The sequence below is a fragment of the Empedobacter sp. UBA5528 genome (assembly GCF_002426075.1).
GTDB classification, from domain to species: Bacteria; Bacteroidota; Bacteroidia; order Flavobacteriales; family Weeksellaceae; genus Empedobacter; species Empedobacter falsenii_B.
On record NZ_DINY01000043.1, the window covers coordinates 1 to 12,027 of the forward strand.

The window sequence follows — 12,027 nt, forward strand, 5'->3', positions numbered from 1 at the left end:
CTTAACAAGGGGAAGATTACAACTCTAATGCTAATATACAAAAATTAGGATATGATTTAAGTTATAATAATGTTTTTAAAAATCTAAAATATTAGTTTTTTTTACTTAAAAAATATTACAATTTATAATTAGCTCGTTTATAACGTTGTTTGCCGTTCCTCGTTTTACCATATTTTATTAATTTATTAGAACATACTTTTGTTTGATAAACAATGGTAAAAGTTGATTTTGTCATATCTTATTAAAGATAAATTATATTGAAGATTTTATATAGTTTCTCTAAATGGAATTTCTAGTTGAGTTCCGAATTTTTTTTGATTATTGGATAAATTAGAGATAGCAACACCTAATAGTCGAACTGGTTTTTCTAAGGAGTAACCTTCACTTAATAAATCATAACAAATAAGATCAAAAAGTTCTCTATTTTTAACTGGAAATGATGCTGATTTACTTTTTGTAGTAACCGAAAAATCATTGTGTTTTATTTTTACAGTAATTGTTCTTCCATAAATTGATGTTTTTAAAGAAAAGTTCCAAACATCTTCTATTAGTGGAAATAAAGCAATTTGCATTTCTTCTAATGTTTCTAAATCTTTGCTAAAAGTTGTTTCTGAACCAGATGATTTTCGCAATCGAGTAGGGTTGACCTCTCTAAAATCTAATCCTCTAACAATATTGTAATAGTATTTACCTGATTTCCCGAATTCCCGTAACAGTTTTTCTAATTCTAGGTTTTTCAAGTCCAAACCTGTATGAATGCCCATCATTTGCATACGTTCGGCAGTTACTTTTCCAATTCCATGAAATTTTTTGATTGGTAATTGATCAATAAAATTTTCAGACATTTTAGGCGTAATCACATAAAGTCCATCAGGTTTGTTATAATCCGAAGCAATTTTAGCTAAAAATTTATTGAAAGAAACACCTGCAGAAGCAGTCAAATCTGTTCGTTCCTTTATTTTTTGTTTGATTTCGTTTGCAATATCTGTGGCGATTTCGATGTCTTTATGGTTAATTGTTACATCCAAAAAAGCTTCATCCAAAGATAAAGGTTCAACCAAATCAGTATATTCAAGAAATATTTCACGAATTTGATTCGAAACTTCTTTATAAACTTGAAATCGAGGTTTTACAAATATCAAATGTGGACATTTGCGTTTTGCAACAACAGAAGACATTGCAGAGCCGACGCCATATTTTCTAGCTTCGTAACTAGCGGTAGCAATCACACCACGTTCTTCATTTCCGCCAACAGCAATGCATTTCCCTCTTAATTCGGGGAAATCTCGTTGTTCAACAGAAGCATAAAAAGCGTCCATATCGATGTGAATAATCTTACGCTGCATCTTGCAAAATTACTCGCTTTATTTTAAATGATACTCTTGAATAAAGTTTTTTAAGTTTTTCTTATCGGCAACAATTGTCAAATAATCGCCCAATTCAATTGGTACATTTCGATCAGGATTGTGAATCATTTTTCCATCGCGCTCTATCGAAACCACAATTCCTTTTGCCGTATCTTTTACCCAGCCAATCGATTTATGCTCCAAAACACAAAAATCATTCGGAATAACTACTTTATCCAACGTAAAATTATCTGTATTTTTAAGATCATTATTTTCTGGAGGAGTTTCACCAATAATTTGCAAATACTTCTCAAATCGTTGAATATGTTCATCCGTTCCAATAATTCCAATTTTATCGAAAGGATATAAAACTGATTCAGAATTTGGAGTCTGAATAATTCGATCGCCACGTTTGATATAGGCAATATTGATCTGAAATTTTGTTCGCCAATCCAATTCACCCAAAAAAACACCAATAAAATTGGCATTTTGCGGAACAATCATATCCGAAATATGCGTATTATCCCAAGTATATTGAAATTTATCTTGTTTCTTTTTCTCTTCAATTTTTTTAGTCAAAATTTCACGTTCATTTAAGTTATAAATGAATTTTGTTTGAATATAATTGTAAAATTGATTGAAATATTTTGAAAGAAAATACATTGTAATCAATAATCCAATAACTAATACAATTGAGGCAATTGTGCTTGAAAAAAATTGATTATAAATAAAAATTACAGCAACTACAACTAAAGTTAAACGGATAGAAATAATCGCGATAATTGGTGCACGATTATAATTAGATTCATCCCAAAACTCTCCAATAATTTCTCTTTTTGGTCGATTTCCAATAATTGCCCAAATAAATGGAATACACAATACAAATGTCAATGTAAGGCTAACCAAACTTGCGCCAAAATAGGTAAACCAATCGGTTAATAAGAATAAAACGTAGCTTTTGATAATCAATGTGATTGCGATAATGATTATTCCATTGATAAAAATTGTAGAAACTGTTTGTTTGATGATTTTATTCCATTTATTTTCGTTTTGAATGTGTTGTGTATCAGATGAATAATTTTCAACACCTTGAATAAATTTTTGTGGAAGAACTTTTTCCAATAAAGTATAAACTTTGTCAGATGATTTTATTAAATAAGGTGTAGTAAATGTTGTAATTGCCGAAACACCGACTGCAACAGGAAATAAGAAGTCGCTTGTTACGCCAAGAGAAAGTCCCAAACCAGCAACGATGAAAGCAAATTCACCAATTTGTGCCATACTCATTCCTACTTGTACGGACTGTTTTAGCGGTTGTCCTGAAATTATAGCACCTAAAGTGGTAAAAATTAACTTTCCAAAAATCGTCAGCAATGTTACAATTAAAATTGCCCATTTGTGTTCGTACATTGAAACAGGATCAATCATCATTCCAATAGAAATAAAGAAGATTGTAGCAAATAAATTTTTTACAGATTGAAAATTATGTTCGATTTTTTCTGCATAAACAGTTTCAGCTAGAATAGACCCCATTACAAATGCACCTAATTCTATAGAAAACCCAGCACTATCCGCGATATAAACCATTCCAAGACATAACCCAATTGAGATAATTAGTAAAGTTTCATCATCTAAATAGTTCTTAATTGAACGTAAAAAAGTTGGAATAATAAAAATTCCTCCAATAAACCAAACCGCTAAAAAGAAACCTAATTTAACGAAAGAATTAATCATTTCTGCTCCGTTAAAATGCTGGCTAACCGCCATAGTAGAAAGCATAACCATTAATAAAATGACCACAATATCTTCTACAATTAAAATTCCGAAAACGACATTCGCGAATTTCTTTCGTTTCAATCCTAATTCATCAAATGCTCTAATAATAATGGTTGTAGAGGAACTTGCTAATAAACCGCCGAGGAAAATACTATCCATTGTCGACCAATTCATAAATCGACCAACAAAATAACCAACGGTTACAATACAAATGATTTCGACAATCGCAGTGATGGAGGCAGAACCACCAACATTGAGTAATTTTTTGAAACTAAATTCGAGACCAAGACTAAAAAGCAAAAATATAACACCAATCTTCGCCCAAATCTCCACATTATGTTCTTCTGCAACGGACGGAATATATTCGAAATGCGGTCCAACCAAAAAACCAGCAATAATATAACCTAAAACAAGAGGTTGGTTGATGCGTTTGAAAATAAGCGTCGTCACAGCGCCTACACATAGAATTAATCCAAGATCGGTAATGAGTTTTGGCAAGTGTTCTTCCATAAATTGCGTTTAATCTCCACTAATTTAAGAATTTTTTAAAAGATAATTAATTGTTCAACTATTGATTAACTTTATATCATTATCAATTTTGTTTGAGAATAAAAAAAAACTCACTAATTCTGATGAATTAATGAGTTTGTATTTTCTTATCGAAAAGATTTTTTACAAAGTGATTTTTGCTAAATAAGAATCTCCTTCGGTTTTTATTTTTGTACATTTTAGTTGATGATATTCGCACGCATTTTTTAATGTATCAAAATCCAAATACAACCATTGAATAGGTTCTTCTTGCTCGCCTTTATAATGAACCGTAAAATCTAATTCACCATAATAATTTCCATTACTTGGAATCCATTTTCCACCATCTTCGTCTTCATCAAACATATAAATAATGTCGGTTCCATCAATCAAAACTTGACCATTCTCGGCTAATAAATTTTTGATTTTATCCAAGAAAACATTGATTAAAACTAAATTCTGAAAAATTCCAGTTCCGTTCATCAAAAATAGAATCGTGTCATATTTCTCAGCATCATTGATTTCAAGGAAATTCTGAACTTTTGCATTGTTGATTCCTCTCAATAAACAAGCTTCAATCGCTTTCGGAGAAATATCAATTGCTAAAGCATCCAACCCTTTTTCTTGTAAATAAAGTGAATGAGAACCCGCTCCACAACCAACATCCAAGATTTTTCCTTTTGATAAATCCAATGCTTTTTGCTCTAAAATTGGCATATCATCATATTCTCGAAAAAGATAATCAATTGGCATCACATCTAATTCTGAAATTGATGTTTCGGTATAGAGATCTTCGGGCGAATGATTGGTTTGATAATCTAAAATTGCCTGTCCGAAAAGGTCTTTCATGTTATTTTTATTTTTATGTTCTGATTGATACAGAAACTTTTATTTATTATTTTTTGCTAAAATAGCCTCAACAATTTGCTCTGCATGTACGCGCGAATTTTCAATAAACCAAATATTCGTCAACATTCCTCCACAAACAACGCCTGCCAAATATAATCCATCTACATTTGTTTCCATTGTTTCGGGATTGTAAGTTGGCGTTTTCAATTCATCATCACTGAAGGTTATTCCACAATTCTCCAAAAATTTGAAATTTGGATGATAACCAGTCAAGGCTAAAACAGTATCATTTTCAATTGAGATATGACCTTCTGGCGTTTGGATATGAACTTGATTTTCGTCAATCGATTTGATATTTGAGTTGAAATAAGCCTTGATACTTCCTTCACTAATTCTATTTTCGATATCAGGACGAACCCAATATTTTAGTCGATGCGTAAAACTTTCTCCGCGAATCACCATTGTTACATTTGCACCTTTTCGATAACATTCTAAAGCCGCATCAACAGAAGAATTATTAGCTCCGACAACTACCACATTCTGAAAAGAGTAGGGATGTGCTTCTTTGTAATAATGATGAACTTTTTCTAAATCTTCTCCTTCGATATTCATCAAATTTGGAATATCATAAAAACCAGTTGCAAGGACTACATTTTTAGCTGAATAATTATTTTTTGACGTTTTAATTTCAAAATGATTTGTTTTAACTTTATTAATAGCTTCAACTTCTTCGTAAAGATTAAGATTAAATTTAAAATATTTATGAATGTTTCGATAATATTCTAAAGCCTCTTGTCGACCAGGTTTTGGCGCAATACAGTTAAATGGAATTTCTCCAATTTCTAATCGTTCGGCAGTCGAAAAAAATGTCATATACAAAGGATAGTTGTACAAACTATTTGTCAAAGCACCTTTTTCAATAATTAAGTAAGAAAGATTGTTTCTTTTCGCTTTTATTGCACAAGCTAAACCAATTGGTCCAGCACCTACAATTATCAGATCATATTGTTCTTTCATTAAGCAAATTTACGGATAATCAGTTCGGTAATCTTTATGATTTTCACCAATTTTTATAAAAATAATGTTTAACTATTTGGATTAACGAAATATATTAATAATTTTGTTTGACAATTTTGTCAAAATAAAAAAGTCGCACAGATATGAAAGATGATATAGAAGAATTAATCAAAGAAACAGCGAAAAGAATGTTTTTTGCAGAAGGTAGATTTCATGCAACTACTCAAGAAATAGCTGATGAAGCGAAAGTGAATAGAACATTGATTAATTATTATTTCAGATCGCGAAACAATTTAATTAGTATTATTTACGAAGAAGCTACGCGTGTAAGTAATGAAAAATCGCGCGCTATTTTTGATAGAAATCGTGATATCAAAGAAATGATTGGCGAATTTATAGAGGATTCTATTGCAACATCAATCAAATATCCATATTTGGAAACTTACATCGTTACCGAAATGAATAAAAATAATACAATGTGTTCTAAATTAATGAAAGATGATTTAGATGTCGTTGTAAATGTTTTTTATGAAAGATTAGAGGAGGAAATGGAAAAAGGAACGATAAAAAAGATGGAGCCACTTCAGTTTTTGTTAAACATGATTTCGTTGGTCAATTATCCGTTTACAATTCGTCCACTTCTTCAATTGGATTTGAAATTGAGCGACGAAGATTTCAAACGTATTCTTTCTGATCGAAAAGAAATTATTCTCAATACACTTTTTAATAATTAATATATCAATGAAAAGGTTAAAACAATTACTTTCTATAGCGATTGTAGCGTTGATGAGTTCTGCAAATGCGCAAGAAATTATAGCACTTAAAGATGCGGTAAATTTTGCGTTAGAAAACAAAGCAGATGCAAAACGCGCAGATTTGGCAATCAAAAAAGCCGAATACAAAATTGATGAAGCCAGAGCAGGAGCTTTGCCTCAAGTAAATGCCAATGCAGGTTTGCAATATAATCCAATTGTACAAGAAATGGCGTTGACAATGGATGTTAAAAATGATAAAGGCGTAATGGAAAAGCAAACAACGATTATTAAAATGGGACAACCATGGAATTCGAGTTTAGGTGTTACGGTAAATCAAACATTGTTCGATCAACGTGTTTTTACAGGTTTGAAAGCCGCGAAAACAACACGCGAATTTTATCAGGTGAATGCAGATTTAACAGACGAACAAATTATTGAGCGTGTTGCAAATGCGTATTATCAAGTTTTTATTCAAGAAGAAAAATTAAAAACGATTGAAAAAAGTTACGAAAACACAAATAAAGTTCGAAATGTAATCAAAAGTTTAGTGGATAATGGTTTGGCAAAACCAATTGATTTAGACCGAATTGTTGTGCAATTAAATAATATTTCTTCTTCGCGTCAACAGTTGGTAAATGCAGTTGAAATCAACAAAAATGCGTTGAAATTCTATATGGGTTATCCAATTGAGCAACCAATTAGCTTAACAGAAGAAACAATTACGCCAAATTTAGTTTTGTTGGAAGATCAAATAGATGTTGAAAATAGAACCGAATTTAAAGTTTTATCGAAACAAAAAGAATTGTTAGGTTTTGCGAAAGAAGCGGAGCGAGCAAATTTATATCCAACTGTTGGTTTAGCTGGAAATTATGGATTGCAAGGTTTTGGTGAAAAATTTATTACTTCGAAAAGTTACATCTGGTCAGATTTGGCTTCGATTGGTTTGAGTGTTAAAGTTCCGATTTTTTCTGGTGGAGCTACAAAAGCAAAAATTAATCAAGCAGAAATTGATTTGTTGGATATCGAAGAACAAATGAATGACACAAAACTTGGTTTGAGTTTAGAATATCAAAATGCAAAAGCGCAAATTGAAAATGCATTGAAAAGTGTCGATATTCAAGAAGAAAACGTGAGTTTGGCGGAGAAAGTTTTATCAAATACTCAAAATAATTACCAACAAGGTTTGGCAAATTTGACAGAGATTTTAGATGCTGAAAATGCGTTGACAGATGCTCGAAATAATTACTCAAATGCTTTGTTAGAATATAAAATTGCCGAAATCGCATTAATCAAAGCAAAAGGAGATTTAAAAACATTAATTCAATAATAGAACCGATTTTATGAAATCAGTAAAAACTTTACTTTATATATTAATTGCAGCCGGTTTGATTGGTGGTGCAATTTACATTATCAAAAATAATAAAGCGAAACAAGAAGAAGAGGTAGCAATCGTAAATGCGGCTAATGACGATGTTGTGGTAAAAACGATTAAAGCTAATTTTCAAAGTTTAAATACAGATTATACGTCAAATGGTACATTTGCGCCATTTCAGGAAATGAGTTTTCCTTCGGAAATTTCTGGTCGAATTGTCCGTGTTTTGGTTGATGAAGGGAGTTATGTTTCTGTTGGTCAAACATTGGCAACAATCAAAAAAGATGCAATTGAAGTTGATGTTACGCAAGCGCAAAATAATCTTCAAAATGCAATTATTGACAATCAACGTTACGAAAATGCTTATAAAACGGGAGGTGTAACAAAGCAACAATTAGATAATTCGCGTTTGCAATTAAAAAATGCAAGAGCAGCGGTTTCTGCGCAAAATTTGCGTGTGCGTGATACGAATGTAAAAGCAACGATTTCTGGTGTAATCAACAAACGTTATATCGAGCCAGGATCTGTAGTAGCACCAGGTTCTCAAATGTTTGATATTGTAAATGTATCAAAATTAAAATTACAAGTTACAGTAACAGAAGCTGAGGTTGTCAATCTTAAAGTTGGTCAAACCATCAAAGTGTTGGCGAGTGTTTTTCCAGATCAAGAATTTGCAGGAAAAATTTCTTTTATCGCACCTAAAGCAGATGCTTCATTAAATTTTCCTGTGGAAATTCAAGTTTCAAATAATTCTGGTTTAAAAGCTGGTATGTATGGAACGGCAGTTTTCTCTACAAAAGATGATGTTAATGCAGGGAAAAATGTATTAGTTGTTCCTGCGAATGCGTTTGTGAACGGAATTAGTTCTGGACAAGTTTTCGTGGTTGAAAATAATACAGCAAAATTAACGAAAGTTGTGATTGGGAAAACGGTTGGAACTGAAGTTGAAATTATCAGCGGATTAAAAGATGGAGCTGAAATCGTAACAAGTGGTCAGATTAATCTGAAAGATGGAACGAAAGTGAAAGTTGTAAAATAAGAGTAGTTTTTCCATGAAAATAGCAGAAATATCAATTAAACGACCTACAATGATTATCGTGTTATTCACGATTTTGATTTTGGGAGGATTGTTTAGTTATACGCAAATGGGATACGAATTAATCCCAAAATTTGAAACGAATGTCGTTACGATTTCAACAGTTTATCCTGGAGCTTCTCCAAACGAAGTTGAAAATTCTGTAACCAAAAAGATAGAGGATGCGGTTGCAGCCTTAGAAAATGTAAAGAAAGTAGAATCGAAATCATACGAAAGTTTATCGGTTGTGATGGTGACGTTAAATTCTGATGCAAATGCAGATTTAGCGCTGAATGATGCGCAACGTAAGATTAACGCAATCGAAAAAGATTTACCAGATGATGTCGACCCGCCTTCGTTGACGAAATTCTCGTTGAGTGATTTACCGATTATTACAGCTGGTGTAACGTCTGATAAGTTGACAGAAAAAGATTTGTATGATTTATTGGATAAAAAAGTAGAACCAGTTTTATCACGTGTAACAGGTGTTGCGCAAGTAAATTTGATTGGAGGACAAGAACGTGAAATTCAGGTAAGTTTAGATCCTTTGAAATTGAAAGGTTACGGATTATCTGTGCCTCAAGTTCAACAAGCAATTTTGACATCGAATTTAGATTTCCCAACAGGAAGTGTAAAAACGCGTGAAAATTCGACAATTATTCGTCTTTCGGGAAAATATAAATCGGTTGATGAATTAAATAATTTAGTGATTTCTTCGAATAATGGCATTCAAGTTCGTTTGTCAGAAGTTGCTTTTGTGCAAGATTCTCAAAAAGAAGTAGAAAAAATAGCACGTGTTAATCAGAGTTCAGCGATTATTGTTCAGGTTGTAAAACAATCTGATGCAAATGCGGTGGCTGTTTCTGAATTGATGAAAGAAACCATCAAAAAAGTTGAAGCTGATTATAGCAAAGAAGGACTTAAAATTCAGATTGTAAATGATACGTCTGATTTTACTTTAGCAGCTGCAGATCACGTTATTTTCGATTTAGTTTTAGCCGTTGTGTTGGTTGCAATTGTGATGCTTTTGTTTTTACATAGTATTCGTAATGCCTTTATTGTAATGGTTTCTATTCCAGCTTCGTTAATCGCAACGTTTATCGGAATGTATTTGATGGGTTATACTTTAAACTTGATGTCGTTACTTGGTTTATCACTTGTTGTGGGAATTTTGGTGGATGATGCGATTGTAGTTTTGGAGAATATTTACCGTCATATGGAGATGGGAAAATCGAAAATTAGAGCATCGTATGACGGAGCAAAAGAAATTGGATTTACTGTAACTGCGATTACATTGGTAATTGTAGTGGTTTTCTTACCAATTGCAATGAGTACAGGTTTGGTTTCTAACGTTATTTCTCAATTCTGTGTTACCGTAGTTATTGCAACTTTATTATCCTTATTGTCATCGTTTACAATTGTACCTTGGTTATCATCTCGTTTTGGGAAATTAGAGCATATCACAGGGAAAAATATTTTCGAAAAATTTATTCTTTGGTTCGAAAAACAATTAACAAAATTCACGCATTTCATTTCTGATATGTTAGAATGGTGTTTAAAATCAACTGTTCGAAGAATTGGTGTTTTTATTGGCGTTTTCATTCTTTTATTTGGAACAATTGCCATCTTAATGGGAGGAAAATACATTGGTGGAGAATTTTTCCCAAAAACAGATAAAGGAGAATTCTTGGTTCAGATGGAATTACCAAAAGACGCAACAATAGAAGAGTCAAACTTTGTAACACAAAAAGCAGAGAAATTTTTACGTGGTAAAAAAGAAGTTGTTGATATGATTACGACGGTTGGTCAAAGTTCCGAAGGTTTTGGAGCGGCGCAAGCAACAGCTTATAAGTCGGAGATTGATGTTATTCTAAATGATAAATCAGAGCGTGAAGACAATTCGTTTATTTATGCAGCGAAAGTAAAACGCGAATTAGAAAAAGAATTGGTTGGAGTAAAAGTGAAAACTGTTCCAGTTGGTTTGATCGGAGCAGAGCAAGCGCCAATTGCGTTGGTTGTGACTGGTCCAAATTTAGAAAGCGCGATGAAATTTGCTGAGTTAGCGAAGCACGAATTAGAACAAATCAAAGGTTCTTCGGAAGTGAAATTAACAACAGAAGCAGGTAATCCTGAAATTAATGTGCAAGTTGATCGTGATAAAATGTCTTCTTTAGGATTGAATCTTCAAACGGTTGGTTTAACCATGCAAACGGCTTTCTCTGGAAATACAGATGGTAAATTCCGTGCTGGTGAATACGAATATGATATTAATATTCAATACAATGATTTCAATCGTTCTAATATTGATGATGTTCGTAGCTTAATTTTTGTAAATGATAAAGGACAACAAATTCGATTAGATCAATTTGCAACGGTTATGCAAAGTTCAGGTCCAAGTTTCTTAGAGCGTCGTGATAAAACGCCTTCTGTAACGGTTCAAGCACAATCGGTTGGTCGTACAACAGGTGATATTGTAACTGACTTCAAGGAAAGTTTGAAGAAAATTGACAATAAGAAACCAACTGGTGTTTCTTATGTTTGGGGTGGAGATGAAGAAAATCAATCCGAAGGTTTTGGTACATTAGGTTATGCATTATTAGCTGCTATTATCTTGGTTTATTTGGTAATGGTTGCTTTGTACGACTCGTTTATTTATCCTTTCGTGGTTTTGTTTTCGATTCCATTATCTTTAATCGGAGTTTTCGTAGTTTTAGCATTAACAAATAATTCATTGAATATCTTCACGATTCTCGGAATGATTATGTTGATTGGTTTGGTGTGCAAAAATGCCATTTTATTAGTCGATTTTACAAACCATAGAAAAGAAGCAGGAGAAACAACACACAATGCTTTGGTACAAGCCAATCATGCACGTCTTCGTCCAATTTTGATGACAACTATCGCCATGGTTTTTGGTATGATTCCGATTGCTTTGGCAGAAGGAGCAGGAGCAGAGATGAACAACGGTTTGGCATGGGTTATTATCGGTGGATTAGTTTCCTCATTATTCCTAACCTTAATTATTGTTCCTGTGGTTTATTCATTATTCGATAGTGCAATTCGTCGATTCTCAAAAGGAGAAAAAGTAGATTATGAAGCAGAAATGGTTGCAGATTATGAAGCGCGACAAATAAAAGAAGAATGGGAAGAGTAATCTTTCGTTTTTAGATATTTAATCAAACCCGTTCAGTTTTTATTATTTTAATTGATACATAAAAAAATCCTTGTCAAAGTTCTAAACCTTGACAAGGATTTTTATTTAGTTGAAACTCGTTATTTTGTTAATGCGATGTGCTTGTTGCACAACAC

The 12,027-nt window shown here is 32.4% G+C and carries 8 protein-coding genes; 4 read left to right on the forward strand and 4 right to left on the reverse strand.

What is annotated here, in order from left to right:
- Positions 1 to 266: 266 nt before the first annotated feature.
- From dinB to B4L98_RS09860, 4 genes are all read right to left on the reverse strand, one after another.
- Complete coding sequence (gene dinB, locus B4L98_RS09845; protein WP_286496366.1) at positions 267 to 1,346, reverse strand: DNA polymerase IV; 1,080 nt, start codon at positions 1,344 to 1,346, stop codon at positions 267 to 269.
- A gap of 18 nt (positions 1,347 to 1,364) precedes the next feature.
- Positions 1,365 to 3,632: a cation:proton antiporter gene (locus B4L98_RS09850; protein ID WP_291047071.1), complete on the reverse strand. Its 2,268-nt coding sequence runs from the start codon at positions 3,630 to 3,632 to the stop codon at positions 1,365 to 1,367.
- A 162-nt stretch (positions 3,633 to 3,794) separates the two neighbouring features.
- Positions 3,795 to 4,499: a class I SAM-dependent methyltransferase gene (locus B4L98_RS09855; protein ID WP_114999779.1), complete on the reverse strand. Its 705-nt coding sequence runs from the start codon at positions 4,497 to 4,499 to the stop codon at positions 3,795 to 3,797.
- Between the two features lie 39 nt (positions 4,500 to 4,538).
- Positions 4,539 to 5,516 (reverse strand): YpdA family putative bacillithiol disulfide reductase, encoded by a 978-nt coding sequence (locus B4L98_RS09860; protein WP_291078149.1) that lies wholly within the window; start codon positions 5,514 to 5,516, stop codon positions 4,539 to 4,541.
- 143 nt (positions 5,517 to 5,659) lie between these two features.
- Between B4L98_RS09860 and B4L98_RS09865 the strand changes: the two genes are divergently transcribed.
- From B4L98_RS09865 to B4L98_RS09880, 4 genes are read left to right on the forward strand one after another with little or no spacing between them, the layout of a single operon-like run.
- Positions 5,660 to 6,250 carry a TetR/AcrR family transcriptional regulator gene (locus B4L98_RS09865; protein ID WP_286501861.1) on the forward strand — a complete coding sequence of 197 codons (591 nt, stop codon included), beginning with the start codon at positions 5,660 to 5,662 and terminating at the stop codon, positions 6,248 to 6,250.
- Between the two features lie 7 nt (positions 6,251 to 6,257).
- Complete coding sequence (locus tag B4L98_RS09870) at positions 6,258 to 7,598, forward strand: TolC family protein (RefSeq protein ID WP_291078152.1); 1,341 nt, start codon at positions 6,258 to 6,260, stop codon at positions 7,596 to 7,598.
- A 13-nt stretch (positions 7,599 to 7,611) separates the two neighbouring features.
- Positions 7,612 to 8,682 carry an efflux RND transporter periplasmic adaptor subunit gene (locus B4L98_RS09875; RefSeq protein WP_038336583.1) on the forward strand — a complete coding sequence of 357 codons (1,071 nt, stop codon included), beginning with the start codon at positions 7,612 to 7,614 and terminating at the stop codon, positions 8,680 to 8,682.
- A gap of 13 nt (positions 8,683 to 8,695) precedes the next feature.
- A complete protein-coding gene (locus B4L98_RS09880; protein WP_291078154.1) occupies positions 8,696 to 11,872 on the forward strand; it encodes an efflux RND transporter permease subunit in 3,177 nt (1,058 codons plus the stop codon).
- Positions 11,873 to 12,027: the final 155 nt, after the last annotated feature.

Coding starts and splice junctions, on each gene's coding strand:
- dinB (WP_286496366.1), bottom strand. CDS start 1,346: ATGCAGCGTAAGATTATTCACATCGATATGGACGCTTTTTATGCTTCT.
- B4L98_RS09870 (WP_291078152.1), top strand. CDS start 6,258: ATGAAAAGGTTAAAACAATTACTTTCTATAGCGATTGTAGCGTTGATG.
- B4L98_RS09855 (WP_114999779.1), bottom strand. CDS start 4,499: ATGAAAGACCTTTTCGGACAGGCAATTTTAGATTATCAAACCAATCAT.
- B4L98_RS09865 (WP_286501861.1), top strand. CDS start 5,660: ATGAAAGATGATATAGAAGAATTAATCAAAGAAACAGCGAAAAGAATG.
- B4L98_RS09860 (WP_291078149.1), bottom strand. CDS start 5,516: ATGAAAGAACAATATGATCTGATAATTGTAGGTGCTGGACCAATTGGT.
- B4L98_RS09875 (WP_038336583.1), top strand. CDS start 7,612: ATGAAATCAGTAAAAACTTTACTTTATATATTAATTGCAGCCGGTTTG.
- B4L98_RS09850 (WP_291047071.1), bottom strand. CDS start 3,632: ATGGAAGAACACTTGCCAAAACTCATTACCGATCTTGGATTAATTCTA.
- B4L98_RS09880 (WP_291078154.1), top strand. CDS start 8,696: ATGAAAATAGCAGAAATATCAATTAAACGACCTACAATGATTATCGTG.